The 17,409-nt window shown below is 58.8% G+C and carries 17 protein-coding genes, 2 pseudogenes and 1 riboswitch; of the genes and pseudogenes, 2 read left to right on the top strand and 17 right to left on the bottom strand.

From position 1 onward, the window contains the following. The first annotated feature begins 67 nt into the window (after positions 1–67). The gene (locus tag ACZ0AI_RS06985) at positions 68–1,252 is read left to right on the top strand and encodes a tyrosine-type recombinase/integrase (protein ID WP_463565123.1); all 1,185 of its coding nucleotides are present in this window, start codon (positions 68–70) and stop codon (positions 1,250–1,252) included. Here the strand turns inward: ACZ0AI_RS06985 and ACZ0AI_RS06980 are convergent. The 16 genes and pseudogenes from ACZ0AI_RS06980 to ACZ0AI_RS06905 form a co-directional block, all read right to left on the bottom strand. Next, a complete protein-coding gene (locus tag ACZ0AI_RS06980) occupies positions 1,222–1,497 on the bottom strand; it encodes a pyocin activator PrtN family protein (RefSeq protein WP_042554137.1) in 276 nt (91 codons plus the stop codon). The two genes, ACZ0AI_RS06985 and ACZ0AI_RS06980, sit on opposite strands and share 31 nt — an antisense overlap. Positions 1,498–1,897: 400 nt before the next feature. After that, positions 1,898–2,194, bottom strand: a complete 297-nt coding sequence (locus tag ACZ0AI_RS06975) for a helix-turn-helix domain-containing protein (RefSeq protein ID WP_082045793.1) — start codon at positions 2,192–2,194, stop codon at positions 1,898–1,900. Positions 2,195–2,532: 338 nt separating this feature from the next. Continuing rightward, a complete protein-coding gene (locus tag ACZ0AI_RS06970; protein ID WP_042554139.1) occupies positions 2,533–2,820 on the bottom strand; it encodes a HigA family addiction module antitoxin in 288 nt (95 codons plus the stop codon). Positions 2,821–2,836: 16 nt separating this feature from the next. Next, the gene (locus ACZ0AI_RS06965; RefSeq protein ID WP_463565122.1) at positions 2,837–3,115 is read right to left on the bottom strand and encodes a type II toxin-antitoxin system RelE/ParE family toxin; all 279 of its coding nucleotides are present in this window, start codon (positions 3,113–3,115) and stop codon (positions 2,837–2,839) included. A gap of 90 nt (positions 3,116–3,205) precedes the next feature. Next, positions 3,206–3,439 carry a DUF2274 domain-containing protein gene (locus tag ACZ0AI_RS06960; protein ID WP_042554141.1) on the bottom strand — a complete coding sequence of 78 codons (234 nt, stop codon included), beginning with the start codon at positions 3,437–3,439 and terminating at the stop codon, positions 3,206–3,208. Beyond that, entirely contained in the window at positions 3,432–4,697 is a 1,266-nt protein-coding gene (locus ACZ0AI_RS06955) for a TraB/TrbI/VirB10 family type IV secretion system protein (RefSeq protein ID WP_042554142.1), read from the bottom strand. Before ACZ0AI_RS06955 ends, ACZ0AI_RS06960 begins: the two co-directional genes overlap by 8 nt. A gap of 3 nt (positions 4,698–4,700) precedes the next feature. Then, positions 4,701–5,690, bottom strand: coding sequence for a P-type conjugative transfer protein TrbG (gene trbG, locus ACZ0AI_RS06950; protein ID WP_042554143.1), 990 nt, complete (start codon positions 5,688–5,690; stop codon positions 4,701–4,703). Continuing rightward, positions 5,687–6,394 carry a conjugal transfer protein TrbF gene (gene trbF, locus ACZ0AI_RS06945; RefSeq protein ID WP_042554144.1) on the bottom strand — a complete coding sequence of 236 codons (708 nt, stop codon included), beginning with the start codon at positions 6,392–6,394 and terminating at the stop codon, positions 5,687–5,689. Before trbF ends, trbG begins: the two co-directional genes overlap by 4 nt. A gap of 12 nt (positions 6,395–6,406) precedes the next feature. Continuing rightward, positions 6,407–7,567, bottom strand: a complete 1,161-nt coding sequence (gene trbL / locus ACZ0AI_RS06940) for a P-type conjugative transfer protein TrbL (RefSeq protein ID WP_463565121.1) — start codon at positions 7,565–7,567, stop codon at positions 6,407–6,409. 193 nt (positions 7,568–7,760) lie between these two features. Further along, entirely contained in the window at positions 7,761–8,495 is a 735-nt protein-coding gene (gene trbJ / locus ACZ0AI_RS06935) for a P-type conjugative transfer protein TrbJ (protein WP_463566065.1), read from the bottom strand. Further along, positions 8,492–10,921 (bottom strand): conjugal transfer protein TrbE, encoded by a 2,430-nt coding sequence (trbE, locus tag ACZ0AI_RS06930; RefSeq protein WP_463565120.1) that lies wholly within the window; start codon positions 10,919–10,921, stop codon positions 8,492–8,494. Before trbE ends, trbJ begins: the two co-directional genes overlap by 4 nt. Positions 10,922–10,931: 10 nt before the next feature. Further along, positions 10,932–11,198 (bottom strand): VirB3 family type IV secretion system protein, encoded by a 267-nt coding sequence (locus ACZ0AI_RS06925; RefSeq protein WP_463565119.1) that lies wholly within the window; start codon positions 11,196–11,198, stop codon positions 10,932–10,934. Further along, positions 11,195–11,527 (bottom strand): TrbC/VirB2 family type IV secretion system protein, encoded by a 333-nt coding sequence (locus tag ACZ0AI_RS06920; RefSeq protein ID WP_463565118.1) that lies wholly within the window; start codon positions 11,525–11,527, stop codon positions 11,195–11,197. The genes ACZ0AI_RS06925 and ACZ0AI_RS06920 overlap by 4 nt, the downstream gene beginning before the upstream one ends. Positions 11,528–11,574: 47 nt before the next feature. After that, positions 11,575–12,530 (bottom strand): annotated as a pseudogene (gene trbB / locus ACZ0AI_RS06915) (P-type conjugative transfer ATPase TrbB); the annotation flags it as partial. Next, complete coding sequence (locus ACZ0AI_RS06910; RefSeq protein ID WP_463565117.1) at positions 12,527–12,964, bottom strand: ribbon-helix-helix domain-containing protein; 438 nt, start codon at positions 12,962–12,964, stop codon at positions 12,527–12,529. The pseudogene trbB and the gene ACZ0AI_RS06910, both read right to left, overlap by 4 nt. Then, positions 12,961–14,955 carry a conjugal transfer protein TraG gene (locus ACZ0AI_RS06905; RefSeq protein ID WP_463565116.1) on the bottom strand — a complete coding sequence of 665 codons (1,995 nt, stop codon included), beginning with the start codon at positions 14,953–14,955 and terminating at the stop codon, positions 12,961–12,963. The genes ACZ0AI_RS06910 and ACZ0AI_RS06905 overlap by 4 nt, the downstream gene beginning before the upstream one ends. A 392-nt stretch (positions 14,956–15,347) precedes the next feature. After that, positions 15,348–15,407: riboswitch (Fluoride riboswitch) on the top strand. Between the two features lie 61 nt (positions 15,408–15,468). Here ACZ0AI_RS06905 and crcB point away from each other — a divergent pair. Beyond that, positions 15,469–15,846 (top strand): annotated as a pseudogene (crcB, locus tag ACZ0AI_RS06900) (fluoride efflux transporter CrcB). Positions 15,847–15,894: 48 nt separating this feature from the next. Here the strand turns inward: crcB and nhaA are convergent. Further along, complete coding sequence (gene nhaA / locus ACZ0AI_RS06895) at positions 15,895–17,160, bottom strand: Na+/H+ antiporter NhaA (RefSeq protein ID WP_179538597.1); 1,266 nt, start codon at positions 17,158–17,160, stop codon at positions 15,895–15,897. Positions 17,161–17,409: the final 249 nt, after the last annotated feature.

Genomic DNA, 17,409 nt, shown 5'->3' with positions numbered 1-17,409 from the left:
CGTTTTTTGGCCTTCAGTGCTAAAATGTAGCACTGAGATTTTTTTTGTAGCACTGGTGGGAGGCAACTTGGGAACCATCACTCAGCGCGTTAAAAAAAACGGTAAACCCACGTACACGGCGCAGATTCGGCTGCGTCGCAACGGGGCCGTAGTCTATCAAGAAACCCAGACCTTCGATCGTAAGGCCGTAGCACGTGCATGGTTGACTCGTCGGGAGGCGGAGCTTGGGTCACCGGGCGCTCTGGATCGAACCAAGGGCGAGGATGTCCCTCTGAAAACGATCATTGATCGCTACCTGGATGAGTACGAGCGAATCCGCCCACTTGGGAAAACCAAGCGGGCGACCTTGAAGGCAGTTAGTGAATCTTGGTTGGGTGATGTGGCTGGTGCCGACTTAACAAGCCAGAAATTGGTTGAATATGCGCAGTGGCGGATGAGTGAACACGGCGGCAGCGTTCAGGCGCAGACCGTCGGTAACGATCTTGCGCATGTTGGCGCCGTGCTCTCAGTGGCCAAACCCGCTTGGGGCTATCTCATCGATGCCACAGCCATGCCCGATGCCCGAAAGGTGCTCCGGAAGCTGGGAATGGTCAGCCGCAGTAAAGAGCGTGACCGTAGGCCGACCCAGGACGAATTGGATAAGCTACTCAACCACTTCTTTGATATTCAACGGCGCAGACCACGCTCCATCAATATGGCCAAGGTCCTGGCGTTCGCAATTTTCTCGACACGCAGGCAGGAAGAAATTACTCGGATCCGCTGGGAGGATCTGGATGCTCGGCGGCAGGCTGTGCTCATTCGAGACATGAAAAACCCTGGCCAGAAAATTGGTAATGACGTCTGGTGCCATCTCCCGGATGAGGCCTGGAGAATCGTTCAGAGCATGCCCAAGGCCTGCCGTGAGATATTCCCTTATGACTCAACTTCGATTTCTGCAGCGTTCACCCGTGCCTGCCACTTCCTGGCGATCAAGGATCTGCGTTTCCACGATCTGCGCCATGATGGGGTGAGTCGGCTTTTTGAAATGGGTTGGGACATTCCGCGAGTTGCCAGTGTATCGGGCCACCGCGATTGGAATGCCATGCGCCGCTATACGCATCTGAAGGGGGTGGGTGATCCTTACGAGGGCTGGGGCTGGTTGGACAAGATTGTTGAGGCTCCCGTAGAACTCGGAATCAGGGTCGTAACCCCTGAAGCTACATCCGCCCCAGGGGTTAAGCTTCAGGCGAGGCGCCGCCGCACCCCCAACTGATTCTGCTCTTTGAGTGCAGCTTCTCGCTGCCTATCGATGTAGGCAGCGAGATCTTCTAGGTGCACGGCCAGGTTGGCCTTCTGCGAGCTGGTGCCAAGCCTCATCACAGGAAGATCGATTTCACCCATAAGGCGCTTGCGCTTGAACTTGTCGACTGAAAGACCGAGAAAGTCTCTGCATACCCAGTCGATTGGTATCACGGCTTGACCGTCGTACTGAGCCATCAAAAGTAAGAGGGTTTTCATTGCTCCTTCCTACAAGCGGTTTGGTGCCTTTAGCCTATGGGGCAGATCGTTGAATGAAAACCGGCTGTGTCGCAGCCTGGCGTAGAAAGGGACGACGGGATTTTCCTTGTACAACCCTCGGCAATGTCTGAAAGTTGTGCTCTGACGTCTCGGTAAAGCACATCGATATCAGCTACCTGACCACAGGTTTGTAAAACGGGTATGGCCCGCGACGCTGTATGGATCTCACTCTTATCGGGTAAAACTTGCTGCCACCTTTCCATCAGATTAAGACACACCAAGAGTTCGCATTGGCACAGCAACTGCGTCGCTTGGGATCCACGTAACCTGGTTCAACTCGTATGGACTTTGCGCCGGGCCGGTGTGCCTGCGAGCAATACCTCTACGACGTTGATGGATTTCATTGGCGCCCCCGGGTACGTCCTGTTTGTTTTATTTCTTCAAGCGAGACAGGCCGCTCATGCTTGAACAGGTCAGCGATTTGGCGTGTGGCACCAAGTGCTGTAGCGATGAGCACCAGAGCATCAAGGGTGATCTGCCCATTGGACTCAAATCGCTTGATGGTCGATTCGGACACACCCGCCATCTTCGCCAAGGATTTGCGGGAGAGGTTTTGTGCGAGTCGCGCTTCTCGGGCGTTGGCACCAATCTTCTGGGCCAGTTCGCCTGGAGCGAGCAGAGAATGGGTTAGAGCCAATGGACAACCTTATTTAATGGTTCACATCTGATCAATTATATGTGATTTAGGTATTTATTGGTTCAAATATGATCCATTGTCTTTACGTCCTGGATGGATCTAAGGCGGAGACCGATTTGAGGGCTACTGATTTTTTAATTCATTCAGAACAACTTAGTACGAGTGTCCTTTTGACGAAGATCCACACTCACATTCGTTACCAGCCTTTCCGGACGCAGGGGCTTTACAAGCGGCCTGTGAGCAGAACAATCGATGTTAGTAAGTGCATCGTCTAAGGCGATGTCCAGCGTGCGATGCGAGCGAAGCCGGGCTTTACGAACTGGGCGTGGTCAAAACGTCTAAGCAATCGCTGCGAACCGCTCGATCGGAGGCTGCTCTCGATGCAGGGCTTGCCAGAGGTCATAGTCGGTCTGCACGCTAAGCCAAGTGCGAGCCTTGCCGATACCCGCCAGCTCCAAGCGAACTGCGAGATCCGGACTGATAGGCGCGCGGCCATGCAGGATCCGCGACAGCGTTTCACGTGCAAAGCCAAGCCGTCTCGCAAGCTCCGCAATGCTGATATCAAGTTCGGGGAGCACGTCCTCGAGCAACGTTTCACCGGGGTGCGGTGGGTTGAACATGGCCATGATTAAGCCCTCCTGTTCAGTGGTAATCGAGGTAGTCGACGAGTTCTATGTCGCTGCCCTCAAAACGAAAGATCACTCGCCAGTTACCGTTGACGGTGAGTGACCAAAACTCTTCCATTTCCCCTTTGAGGGGATGCAACCGCCAACCCGGTATATCCAGATCCGCAGGCGCACAGGCTCTATCCATAAAACTGAGCATCCGAGCCAGCCTTTTGGCGTGGTCGGCTCGGATGCCTTTGGTGGAGCCTGTTTCAAAAAAAATGCGTAGACCTTTGTGACGAAAGCTAATGATCATGGCTAAAGTGTGATGTATTAGGTCACGGTTTTCAACCGCGAGATGGATGTTTCCCCTGGCAATCTAGGGCGCGAAATGCAACCGTCGTGATCAACTGCTGCGAATTGCTCGAGAGCTTGTTTTCCGGAACGCTCGGTCTCTTGCCATGAATGTTTCGAGCATATGTGGGATCAACGCGAGCACATCAACGGGTTCACCGTAGGTCTGGGCATGCATCTGTGCGTAGCGTTCCAGGTCGCACTTCAGGCTCGCAGGGCAGGTGAATGTCAGTTTCAGGCTCTCGGTCTTCGGTAGTGGGCCGAGGCGCAGCTTGGCGTTACTCATTGCGGTTCCTCTGCTGGGTGAACAAGGGTTGATAGGGGCGCAGTACCAGATCGCGGTTGACGATCACGCGCAGCGGCAGGCCTTGCCGCTGGGTGAGGGTGGGCTGTATGTCGAGATTGCGCCGAGTGACTTCCTGACCGACCTGGTTCACCGTGTCCTGAAGGCTATCGCGCCCTGCAATGATGATCCGGTCACCGTCGTTTCGATTTCCAGGAGCGGCGAGTTCGGCGCCCACGCCCAGCAAGCTGGTCATCGCAGCGCCCGCGACGAGCCTGTCCCAGTGCCAGTCGACGCCGTCTTCGAGGCCTGCATACCCGGCGGCATCGCTGCCGACCAAGTCGTCGAGCTCGAACGAGGAGGTGTCGGGTAGGATTACGCGTTGCCACACGACCTGTACGCGACTCTGTCCATAGCTGACTTGGCTGTTGTAACGGCCGAGTAAGCGCGAGCCCTGTGGTATCAGTACGTGCTGCCCTGTTGCGCTGTCGTAGACCGGCTCAGTGACGGTTGCAATCACATCACCTGGCAGGTCTGACTTGATACCGGTGACAAGTGCCGCAGCGATGAGCGTGCCGGCCATCACCTGGTAGGGCGAGGCGGGTTCTTGCAGCAAACCGGACTTACTGATTTCTGTATTTACGGATTTACTGAGAGTCCGCTTGTCCCTGCCATGCACCGATGACCCTGTAGCTGAGCCGGTACTTATTGAGGCCAAACCACTCGGCGTAGTGTGCTGAGGGTCAGCCGATGCACCACCCAATCCACCCGATCTGTTGGTCTGAAAGAATACCGACGACAATGCTGCTTCCTCGGCCTCCTTCAGTCTCGCTAGACGCTCCGCCTCAGCGTTGTCGGCCGCCGTGTGGTCGTACTCATAGCCGTGGGTGCGTTGTTCGGCTTTCAAGATGGGGGCACCAAGGTCGCCTGGCAGTGGTGGGCCCAATTGAGGCACGTCTGTCGGAGTCACGGGCGTCGGCGGTAACTGCGAGTAATCCGCAGGCAATTGTTCGAGCGATTCTGAGCGTGCCACCCGGTCAACGTTGTACAGCTCGTTCTGCTCCTGGTTCTTGCGCTGCTGTTGGGGCTGCAGCGACCAAAGCATCGCGCCCAGCACTGTGGCTGATAGGCCGCCGATGATCGCGGCAAGCACGCGCGGATTCAGGCGAGTGATCGGCCTTGGCTGTGCGCGCAGCTCGAGAGACTCGGGTGATTCCTTCGGTGGCAACGAGGGGGAGGGCTGGTTGATCTCGTCGGTCATGGCTCAGTTTCCCCGTGCCACCCCATCGTTGCGCTCGATGCGCACGATGTCGCCTTTGTCTGCGCCCAGCCGGAGCTCGGCGGCGCCAAAAAGCCGATCCACGATGTAATACGGAGAGCGGAAGCGGTAGTTCATCAGCTGCCCATCGCCCTCGGCGCCGATCACGAAAAGTGGTGGAAGATCGGTGTTGGAAATGCCCGCCGGGAACTGGATATACACCTTGCTACCATCATCGAATGCGCGCAGTGGTTTCCACGTTGGATCATCACCACTGATTGCATAACGAAAGCGCAGGCGCTCCAGTGCAAGGCCTGTATCCAGAGGCTCGGCGACCTTGGCTTCGCCGGCGCGACGTTGCAGAGCCAGCATCTGATCCTTTGGGTAATCCCAGGATACTGATGCCATCCACGCCTGCTCGGTCGAGGTCAGCTCGATCAGGTACGTGCGCCGCGTTGTGGTGATCACCAGGTTGGTCTTGAGACCAGTGCGGGTCGGCTTGATCAATACGTTGACGCGTAGGCTATCGCCTTGGCCTGTAGCCGTATCACCTAGGATCCAGCGTACGGTGTCCCCAGCTGCAACGGTTACCAGTTCCTCTCCAACCTGCAGGTTGATCGCGGTCACCCGACCGGGGCTGGTATACACCTGGTACAGCGCCCCATCCGAGTAAGGCCAGACTTGGATGGCGTTGATGTAGCCTTCCTGCGTAGGCGCCACCCGTGCGTCCCGGTTGGCACGCGAGACTCGGGCTTTTTCGTCGACTGGCTCGTTTGCCGGCTTGCGTTTGCCGGCTTCCGGCAGCGGCTTGAGCTGCGCCGGTAGCGCAAGAGGTTTGGGTACTTCCACGACTTCAACAGGCTTAGGCGGATCCGGTATTCGTTTAGCTTCAACGGGCTCGTCCAGCACAATTCTGGGTGGCTTCTGAGGGCCCGCACAGCCTGATAACAGCGTCATCAGTACGACTAGAAGGCAGAGGCTCGAAGACATTTTCATGGTTTCTTCACTCCTTCCGAGGTGTCCAGTTCTCGGCTCCAAGACAGCCCGTTTACATAAATGCCCAGCGGGTTACGCCGCAGTTTTTCCTCCGTGCGGGGACGCTGCAGCACTAGCGAAATCATTGCCGTCCAGCGTTCTGACCCGGCCGGGGCCCCATTCACGTAGCGGCGTTCGACCCAGCGCACCTGGAACGTTTCATTGCTGGCACGCACGACGCTGGTCACTTCGACGGCTACCGATTCCTTGCCGACCCGCGTGAATGGATCGTTGCTTCGGGCATAGTCATTGAGGGTTGCAGCGCCTCGGTCGGTGGTGAAGTGATAGGCCTCCAGCCAGTTTTGCCGCACGACCACCGGGTCGATGGAAAGAGAGCGGACCAGTCCGATAAACCGCGCCAGATGATGGGCAATCTGGGCGTCCTGGGGCTGGTAGGGACTGGTGGCTTCACCAACAGCGCGTACCTGCCCGAGCGTGTCGACTTCCACGACGTAGGGCGTCACCCGCGACTGCAGGGAAAGCCAGACGAGTCCTGACGCCATCACCAACGACAAGCTCAGGCAGCCGAATGCCATGAGGCGCCAATTCCGGGCCTGCGCCAGGCTGCTACCCATACGCAGATCCCAGGCTTGTCCGGCTCTCTGGTAAGGGGTTACGGGTATTGGGGTGTCGCTGTAGCGAACCCCTGGACGTTTGAATCGCATCCGTGTCCTCCTTCACGAATTCGATGGGTCGCGTACAACCGGACCCGATGAGGAGCCGCCGCCGTCGCCGCCACGCAGGGTGTGGGCAACGGTGGTAGCTGCCTGTGAAAGCTGCTGTCGGCGTTGCAGGCGCCTCGCCCAGTCAGGCTGAGTGGTGGCGGCTGCCGATGATCCGGAACCAGCATTCAACTGCGCCGCAGATGAGCTAATAGATGCCCCCGTGAGGGAGTTCGAAGCACTCATCGCCTTGCGGCCGGCTACTGAAGTCATTCGAGCGCCTGCCATTACAGCGCCGCCCACACCGGACGCCATAGCTGCTGCGCCTGCTGCCATCCCTGCTGCTCCGAGTGCGGTACCGGCGACCGAACCAGCACTCAGTTGTGGTGCTCCGGAGACCAATCCCGTGGCAATCCCAGGCCCGAAAATACCCAGGCCGAACAACGCCAGCGAAGCGAGCATGATCACCAGCGCGTTATCGATGGAGGGTTCATCGGGGACAGCCTGAAATTCGGCAAACAACCCAGTACCGATGCCGACGATCACCGCCAGCACCAGAACCTTGATACCGGAGGCGACTACGTTGCCGAGCACCTTCTCAGCAAGAAATGCCGTCTTGTTCCACAGGGCGAATGGCACCAGAACAAAGCCGGCGAGGGTGGTCAGCTTGAATTCGATCAGCGTGACGAACAGCTGAATGGCCAGAAAGAAGAAGCTGATGATGACCACCAGCCACGCCAGGAACAGCACCAGGATGCTGTGGATATTGCTGAACACCTCCGGGAAGCCGCTCAGTCGGCTGATCTCCTCCAGCAGTGGTGCTCCGGCTTCAACGCCAGTCGCTGCAAGCCGCCCCGGTTGCAGGAACTCGTCTTGGCTCAGCGCAGACCCTGAGGCAAGAAGGCCCAGTCCCGCAAAGGAGTTGAAGACGATTTTCGCCAGGGCATTGAAGTTGCCGATGATGAAGGCGAAGGCGCCCACGTAGAGCGTCTTGCGGATCAATTTGGCGCTTACGTCTTCACCGCCCATGGCCCAGAACAGTCCCGCCAGCGTCATGTCGATCGCCACGAGGGTCAGCGTAAGAAATGCGACCTCATCACCGAGCAGGCCGAAGCCTGAGTCAATGTACTGAGCGAACACGTCGAGAAATCGGTCAATCACGCTGACGTCATTCATGGCACGACCTCATCGAAGCTCGGTGGAATGTCCGGCAGCTCGCTTGCATCCAGGAACTCGCCGTCCGGGGCGCAGCCGCAGTAGAAACGATCCACGGGATCCTCAGGCTTTGCAGTCGGCGAGTGGTCGTACCTGCACGCTGTCAAAGCGACCAGATACAGCAGTAGCGTTGGGGCCTTCATAACGCAGCTCACTACCGGTAGAACTGGACGGGGTGAGGGGTATAGGGCGTCCCGCTCCCCATGAACCGGCGGCTTAGCTCGCGTGCTTTCTCTTGCGCGGCGGCCTGACGTGCAAGCTCGGTGGCAACAGCCCGGTTCTGGGTGATCTGCAGCTGCTGGGACTGAATGGACTGCTTGGCCTGCAGGGCCAGCAACTGGTTGGTCGCCTGAGAAGCTTGCAGCGCTCCTTCGGCGGATTGGCTCTGATTCACGAGATTGGCGAGAGTGGCTTCATCCTGCCCAAGATTTTGCCGCACCTGCGCCTGCACGCGCATCGCGGTCTGAAGACTGTCGAGCCCCTTCTTCCAGCGTTCTCTCGTTTCAAGGGCAAGCTCTTCACTGCTGTTGTCGGCTGAGTACTGGTTTGGGTAGAGGCGCGAGAACTCCTGATCCAGGCGTTTAATTTCATACGCCAGCCCCTGTGCCCGGCTGATCAGGCGCTCGGTGTTGGCCAAGCTCGCAGCCAACTGATCCATCGCGTTGTAATCGAGGCGTGACAGATTGCGGGCCTGGTTCTTGAGCATCTGGGACTGATTCTGCAACTCGCTGATCTGGTTGTTGATCATCTCCAGCGTGCGCACTGCAGTGAGTGTGTTTTGAATCAGGTTGGCAGGATCGACCACTGTCATGGCCTGGCTCGACACTGAGCCGAGCAGGGCAGTCACCAGCAGAGCGGCGCGTTGAAAACGGCGGGTTAGGCATCTCATGACGTGTACTCCGTGCTTACTTGGGAATGATGAGCGAACAAGTCGCCGGCCCAATCCAGGCCGCAATGCCGAAGCCATGCTTCAGCGAAGTCCGGGGACTGGGCGTCCTGCTGGATCCGATCCATTTCATGTTGCTGTGCCGGGCTGGCAGAGGCAGCGAAGGCCAGCGCTAAGGGGCCCAGATCCAGATCGAACAAGCGATTGCCCAGGCGGGACTGGTAGTAGTACTCACGTTTGGGCGTTGCCTCGGCAACGATGTCGATCTGCCGCTCGTTAAGTCCGAAGCCCTGGTAGATGGTGCGGATCTGAGGCTCTCGAGCTTGGGGATTCGGTAAGAAGATGCGACTGGCACAGCTCTCGATGATTGCTGTCGCGATAGTGGAGTCCTTGATATCCGCGAGCGACTGTGTCGCGAAGATCACCGAGACGTTCTTCTTGCGCAGGGTCTTGAGCCACTCACGAATGCGCGCGGCGAACAGCGGCTCATCAAGAAACAACCAGGCTTCGTCGAGGATCAGAAGCGTTGGCGAGCCGTCGAATCGATGCTCGAACCGCTTGAACAGATAGCTCAGCACAGCGGCCACCGCCGCCTCGCTGTGCATCAGTTCCTCCATCTCAAAGCACTGCACATCGGCGCAGCCGAGACGATCACTATCCGCGTCCAGTAGCTGGCCGTGGGCTCCGCCCAGGACGTACGGCTGCAGGGCTTGGCGCAGATTGTTGTCTTGCAGCAACACCGACAGTCCAGTCAGCGTGCGTTGGGCCTCAGGCGCGCCGGCCAAGCTGTCCAGCGCTGTCCAGAGCGCTGACTTCTGCTCTGGATTGATGGCTACGCCTTCTTTGAGAAATCGCGCCGCCAGCCATTCGGCGGCCCAGGCCCGGTGTCCGGCCTGATCTATATGCGCCAGAGGCTGGAAGGCCAGGCCTGCATCGTTGCTCAGCGCGTAGTGCTCACCCCCCATGCCCAGTACGGTCGCTCGCAGGGAGCGGCCCATGTCGAACATCAAGAGTTGCGAGCCTGCGTATCGACGGAACTGCAGGGCGAGCGTGGCCAACAGCACCGACTTGCCCATGCCGGTGGGGCCCACGACCAACGTATGGCCCACATCACCGACATGATTTACCAACCTGAAGGGCGTCGCACCAGCGGTGCGGGTGATCATCAGTGGCGGCCCATCCAGATGCTCATTACGTACCGGTTCGGCCCAGACTGCCGAGACCGGCATCAGGTGTGCCAGATTCAACGTTGAAATCAGCGGTTGCCGGACATTGGCGTAGGCGTTGCCGGGTATCGATGACAGCCAGGCCTCAACCGAATTGAGGCTCTCGGCAATGGTCACGAAGCCGCGACCCTGAATCACGCGCTCGACCAGCCGTAGCTTTTGATCCGCGAGCTGAGCGTCCTCGTCCATGACCGTTACGGTGGTGGTGACGTAGCCGAACGCAACGTGGTCTTCCCCAAGTTCCTGCAAGGCCGCGTCAGCATCGCCTGCCTTGTTGGCCGCGTCGTTATCGACCAGCGGGCTCTCCTGCTGAAAGATGGCTTCGCGCAGCAGCGCCAAGACCCCTTTGCGTTTGGCGAACCACTGGCGGCGCAGACGAACCAGCTCCCGTTCGGCCTCATCCTTTTCCAAACAGATGAAGCGGGTCGCCCATCGATAGGCGAAGCCCAGGCGGTTCAACTCGTCGAGCACCCCAGGCCAGGTCGTCGATGGAAAACCGCGTACAGACAGTACGCGCAGATGCTGATCGCCCAACCGCGGCTGGAGGCCTGTGGTCAGGGGGCTGTCGGCCAGTAAGGCATCAAGGTGGAACGGGACGTCGGGAACCGCCAGTCGTTGGCGATGTGTCGAAATGGTCGCATGCAGATAAGTCAGTGTCTGGCTGTCACTGAGCCAGGCGAGTTCCGGCATCACGCCGTCCAGCAAATCGAAGAAGCGATCGCTCTCGGCGATGAAACCTGCCAACTGTTCGCGCCAGTCAACACGCTGCTGAGTCTGCCGTTCGAACAACAAGCCAGCCGCGCGCGAGTGCGTTTCTTCCGGCGCCAAATACAGCAGCGTCAGGTGATAGGCGCTTTCGAAGTGGCTGCCTTGCGCTTCAAATGCTGCCCGGCGCTCGTGGTCAACCAGCCAGGACAGAGCATCGGGAAACGAGCTCTGGGGGTAATCGCTCGCCGCGAGACGCTCAGCGTCGATGAACAGCGCCCAGCCTGAGCCAAGCCGGCGCAACGCATTGTTCAGTCGAGCTGAAAGGGCCAGCAGCTCACCCTGTGTAGCGCTGTCCATATCGGGGCCACGAAAACGTAGGGTGCGTTGAAACGCGCCGTCCTTGTTCAATACGACGCCAGGGGCTATGAGTCCTGCCCAAGGTAACCAGTCCGCAAGTTGGGCGGGGCGGCGCTGGAATTCGGAGAGATTCATCATCGTCTTGCACTCACACGTCCAGCAACGCGCGCTGCTTGATGTGCCTTGCGAAGACCGGCAGAAACTGGGGATCCAGCCGCGCGCCCCAGACCGCAAGCGAATGGCTGACGACCCATAGCACCAAGCCAGGAATCCATAGCTGCAGGCCCAGGCCTACCACCGCTGCTAGTGTGCCGTTGAGGATCGCGACATTGCGTGGTGCGCCGCCGAGCAGGATTGGCTCGGACAATGAGCGGTGCAGCGGCACTTCGAGGCCGGTCATACGTTCACCGTTCATACCGTCGCTCCCCCTGCAAAGCTGAAGAAGCTGAGAAAGAACGACGAAGCCGCGAAGGCGATCGAGAGGCCGAAAACGATCTGGATCAGTTTGCGAAACCCGCCGCTGGTATCGCCGAACGCAAGGGCCAGCCCCGTGGCGATGATGATGATCACCGCGATGATTCGCGCGACAGGCCCCTGTACCGAATCGAGGATTGACTGCAGCGGCCCTTCCCACGGCATGCCTGACCCGGCAGCAAGGGCTATTGCTGGCAGACTGAGGTAGATCATGGCTCCCAGCAAGGCGTGAAAGATGCGCTGGCGAGCATGAGCGAAGAGACGTGTCATGACCGTTCTCCCTGGCTATCACGGGTACGAAGTAGGGTGTCGATGGACGCGAGCTGGTAACCGTGGCTGTCGTGTCCCATGACACGGGCAATCTGCTGGACGTGCCGGCTTCGCCCGCGGCCGGACAGGAAAACCACCAGGTTGACCGTCTCGGCGATCAACGCGCGGGGCGCTGTGAGCGCAACCTCGAGAATCAGTTGCTCGAGACGAAGCAGGGCACCTTGAGCAGAGCCGGCATGGATGGTTGCGATACCACCCGGGTGGCCAGTTCCCCAGGCCTTTATCAGATCCAGCGCTTCACCTCCGCGCACCTCACCCACCACGACCCGGTCAGGTCGCAAGCGCAGCGTGCTCCGCACCAGATCCGCCATGGATACGAGTCCGGGTTTCGTTCGCAGAGCAACGTGGTCATGGACTGGGCACTGCAGTTCGATGGTGTCTTCAAGCACCAGGACGCGATCATTGGTGCTGACAACTTCCTCGAGCAGGGCGTTGGCGAGCGTCGTCTTGCCGGTACCCGTACCACCTGCGACCAGAATGTTTTGCCGGTCGCGCACCGCTGCCTGCAGGTACTGCGCTTGATCGCAACTGAGTATTCCATCAGCTACGTACTGCCCCAGGGAGATGACGCCGCAGGAGCGTTTGCGCAAGGCGAAGGTTGGGGCACTTGCCACGGGGGGAGGACGCCTTCGAATCGCTCACCCGTCTCTGGCAGTTCAGCGCTGAGCAATGGCTTTGTACGGTGTGCTTCGGCGCCAACGTGCGCAGCCACCAAGCGAATGATCCGTTCACCATCCTCAGGGGGCAGCGTGCCCAGACGGACGCGCCCCTGGGTAAGTCGATCTGACCAGAGCACCCCGTCGGGATTGAGCATCACTTCAACCACGTCGGGGTCATCGAGCGCGGCAGCGATCAGCGGGCCCATCGCGGTACGCAGCATGCGGGTGCGGCGATCCAGTGAGGCTTCAGCGGCAGCCGCTACGGAGAAGGCTGCGCTGCTCATTGATGATTACCGCCATGGTGATGAGTGCTCTGAGGCTCAGCCGTTTGCAGGTCTGTGACCAGACTGCGGCCTCGCTGAAGGTGACGGCCCAATTGCTCTACGAACTGAGCGAAGCGCAGCTTGCCCTGTGCACGTGCTGCCTCCAGGTGTGCCTCGGGCACCGGTGTGCTGACCGTCAGGTAGTAGCGGATGTAGAGCGCCATGGTTTCAACGAGAATGTTCTGATCGCGTTCCAGGCGTTCGAATTGTCGTGACAGACGATCCAGTCGTTTGTCTATGGCCGTGTCACGCTGCTCGCCAGCCTGGGGCGCAAGCCAGGAGGCGAGGGCAGTGGCCACGATCGAGGACTTGGATACGCCCTTTTTGATCGCGAGTTCATTGAGGCGTTTTGCATGCTCGGGCTGAATGAATAGGTTCAAACGGGCGCGACTCATAAGGCAACTCCATCGTCAGGATCAAGGGCAGCCAGCCTTGCCGAACGTTGAAAGTCTGGATCTGGCTGGCATGGGAATGCACAAGGCATGTCGTCTTCATCGAGAAGGAAAAGATCACTGGAGACGTCAGCCGAAGCCTGCAGCTGGCGTGATTCGATCAGGTCGTGCTGGTAATCCAGGTGGCTGCCTTCGACTGGCGCCAAGCGGGTGGAGTCGCCGATCGGCTGGGCCTCTTGCGCCTCGGGCAGCTGCAAATTGCTCCAGTCATCAGCACGAGGTGTAGGTGCATCGGCATATCGTCCAGGCTCCAATTGAGGTGCCGGCAGCACGCGCGTTTGAAAGTTGTCATCGGTGAAGTAGCGCAACTTCTTGGCCCGTATCGGCGCATGGCCTGCGAGCATCACGACGGACTCTTCGGCTGGAAGCTGCATCACTTCCCCAGGCGTCAACAAGGGTCTGGCTGTCTCCTGACGGGACACCATCAAATGGCCCAGCCAGGGGGCTAGACGGTGGCCGGCGTAGTTGCGTTGAAGGCGCAGCTCTGTTGCGGTACCCAAGGTTTCGGAAATGCGCTTTGCGGTGCGCTCATCGTTGGTCGCAAACGTCACCCGAACATGGCAGTTGTCCAGAATCGAGTGGTTTTGGCCGTAGGCCTTGTCGATCTGGTTGAGCGACTGGGCAATCAGGAATGCACGCAGCCCATAGCCGGCCATGAAGGCGAGCGCAGATTCGAAGAAGTCCAAGCGACCCAGAGCCGGAAACTCGTCGAGCATGAGCAGCAGCTTGTGCCGACGTGCGAGGCTGTTATTAGCTTCGAGCGACTCGGTCAGTCGCCGTCCGATCTGATTGAGGAGCAGGCGTATGAGCGGCTTCGTACGGCTAATATCGGATGGGGGGACGACCAGATACAGCGACACCGGGTGCTCGGCGGAAATTAGATCTGCGATCCGCCAATCGCAGCGTGATGTGACCTGTGCAACGGTCGGGTCTCGGTAGAGACCGAGAAAGGACATCGCCGTGGACAATACACCCGAGCGCTCATTTTCACTCTTGTTCAGAACCTCCCGTGCTGCAGACGCAACGATCGGATGTGGTGCATTTTCCAGGTGCGGGGTGACCATCATCTTGTGCAGGGTCACTTCGAATGGACAGGCTGGATCGGAAAGAAAGTTGGCCACGCCGCGGAGTGTCTTGTCCTGCTCTGCGTAGAGCACGTGCAAGATGGCGCCGACCAGCAGCGCGTGGCTGGTTTTCTCCCAATGGTTTCGGCGTTCTAGTGCACCTTCAGGGTCGACCAGTACGTCGGCAATGTTCTGTACATCGCGCACCTCGTGGGTGCCGCGGCGAACTTCGAGGAGAGGGTTGTAGGCGGCTGATGCCGGATCTGTTGGGTTGAATAGCAGGCAGTGTGAAAAGCGTGAACGCCACCCTGCAGTCAGACTCCAGTTCTCGCCTTTGATATCGTGGATGACCGCGGACGCCGGCCAGGAAAGCAGAGTAGGAACTACCAGTCCCACGCCTTTACCTGAGCGGGTTGGGGCGAAAGCCAATACATGCTCAGGACCTTCATGACGCAAGTAGGTTTGCTCGAATAGCCCGAGGAATACCCCGGCCGACTGGCTTAGCCCAGCCTCTCGCACCTCATCCGCGTCGGCCCAGCGGGCAGTGCCGTAGGTGGTGACACGACCGGCCTGACGCGCACGCCAGATGGCCATGACGATGGCAACGGCCAGAGCCAGCAAGCTGCTACTGGCCGCTATGGCACCGCCGGCATTGAAGATTTCCGGTGCGTAGGCATCAAAGAAGAACCACCACTCCAGCAATCGCCACGGATGGTAGATGGGGATGTCACCCAGTTCGAACCATGCCGATCCCAGGCGTGGCTGGTGACCCAGTTGGGAGGCCGTCCACTGGGTTGCGATCCACACCCCCGCAAGGGTGATGCCCAAAACTATCAGTACCTGGCCGTACAGTACCGTCGTGCCTCGCATTGCCGAACCTCATCTCCTTTGCGATATCCACGGCACCTAAGGGTGCCGTGGGCGTGAGATTCGGTGCTGCGAGGGGCAGGGTCAAAGACCGTTTCGGGGACGATTCAGAGCGTAAAGGAAAGATTAGGAACTGAACTCGCGAGGTCGCTAAAACCAGGTGCGCCGGAGCGTTCATCTGTAAGCAATTAGGTTAATTGTCATGCACCCATCTCGAGACCTCTGAATGGCTAGCAATGCCGGCTTCGATTGGTCCCCTACGCAGGGCTACCTTTGGCCCGTTAAACAGGGGGAAATACGCAGGTATTGGTGGATTGCTGCCAGTTCCGTACGGCTACTACCGGCCAAAAGTGGACATTGGCGACGCTTTATCTAGCGTGTATTTGAGATTAAGATCTAGCTCAGGAGATGGCATTCCTCCTTAACCGCCTCTGGCTAATGATGCCTACGAACCCTGGAAAGGGCCGTAGGCTATTGCGCTCTTTCCAGTATCAACTCCTCTTCTGGAAAGCCTCTATGTATAGCTCTCTACTTGCCGTCATCATTGGCGGATCTCTCGGCTGTGTTGGCCGTTGGGTTTTGTCGATGAAGCTCAACCATCTGTTTCCGAACCTCCCGCTGGGCACCCTGCTGGTCAACCTGATCGGCGGATTCATCATCGGAATGGCGATGGCGTTCTTTGGCCGCTTTCCGAACCTTGACCCAGCGTGGAAGTTCCTGCTCACCACGGGGTTCTGTGGTGGGCTGACGACTTTTTCCGCGTCTTCTGCCGAAGTGATGTTCATGCTTTAGCAAGAGCGCTTAGGGTGGGCGGCGGTCACCATAACCACACACGTGCTGGGCTCGTTGCTGATGAGCTTCGCCGGCTATTATGGCGCTACCAAACTTTCGTAGAACCCGCTAAAAAAGACCCGTCTGCGACAGGCCTTTTTGGCAGCGGGATCACATCCGCTGGACGTCCCCATCCTGGCGAATCTCAATTTTCTGCTGCTGTTCCTCCTGCAACTGATCTTGCGCTTTGGGTGCAAATCGCAAGATCAGGCAGGCCACAGCGGCGGATAGCAGCGAGCCCAGCATGATGCCGATTTTGGATTCTTCGACGAACTCGGGGTGGCCTGGGAAAGCTAGCCCGCTGATGAAGAGGCTCATGGTGAAGCCAATCCCGCAGAGCATCGATATGGCATAGATCTGCAGCCAAGTGCAGCCGCGCGGCTTGGCCGCCAGCCCTGACTTCACCGCCAGCAGAACGCCGCCGAACACCCCTAGTTGCTTGCCGATGAACAGCCCTGCTGCGATGCCGAGCGGCAGCGGCGCGATGACGTCCGCCATGGAAAGGCCTGCGAAGGAGACGCCTGCGTTGACGAAGCCGAAGGCGGGGACGATTAAGAAGCCTACCCATGGTGCGATGCCATGCTCCAAACGGTGTAAGGGCGAGTCAGCGGCGTCCGGTTCTCCAGGTGTAGGTATGTAGGGAATCAGGAACGCGCCCACGACGCCTGCAATGGTGGCATGCACTCCTGAGAGAAGCGTCACGTACCAAAGCAGGGCCAGGCCGATCAGATACGGCCATAGCACCATCACTCGCATGCGATTGAGCACGAACAACACGCCGATGATCACTGCTGCTGCGAGCAGCGCCATGAGGTTGATTGAGGATGTGTAGAAGATTGCGATGATGGCCACTGCGCCCATGTCATCGATGATGGCCACGGAAACCAGCATCAGCTTGAGGGATAGCGGTGCATGGGGCCCTAGTAGAGCCAGGGCGCCGATGGCGAAAGCGATGTCGGTAGCGGCAGGAATGGCCCAGCCATTAGTCAACAGAGGGTCGCCCTGGGTTAGCGTCAGATAGATCACTGCCGGTACTGCCATACCCATCAGAGCTGGCAAAGCCGGTAATCGGCGCTGCTCCCAGGAAGATAGGCGCCCATCTACCAGCTCGCGCTTGATTTCCAGGCCAACCAGCAGGAAGAAGATGGCCATTAGGCCGTCATTGATCCACAGGTGTAGTGTCATAGGGCCAAGCTTGTCGCTGAGCGTAGGGCCTGTTTCAACGTGGAGAAGATGCAGGTAGGTGCTGGCCCAGGGACTGTTGGCAACAATCACGGCGGCTGCGGCTGCGATCATTAGCAGTACGCCACCGGCTGCCTCGCTGGCCAGAAAGCGCTTGAGCGCCGACTGCCTTAGGGGGGATGACGATTGGGTCATGCAGGGTTCTCCTTTAGCGAATGAAAACTGGCGCTGTATCGCACAGAGCACGCAGCCGTTAAACGGCGGACACAGCTAAGCACTGGCCAGGAAATACGCTGGTCAGCGGTAGGAATGCGGAGTGTTGAGTTGGCAGGACGTGCCCAGCGGATCTTCAGAGAAGCGGGGCGTTGCCATGAAAATTGGGACTGCTGCATGTCTCTGGAAAGCCTCACGGAAAACGACTAATCGTTCTCCGTATACGGGGCT

Source organism: Pseudomonas sp. AC355, from assembly GCF_979258205.1.
Note: the sequence above shows the minus strand (reverse complement) of the source record. Positions and strands in the feature narration are given on the sequence as shown.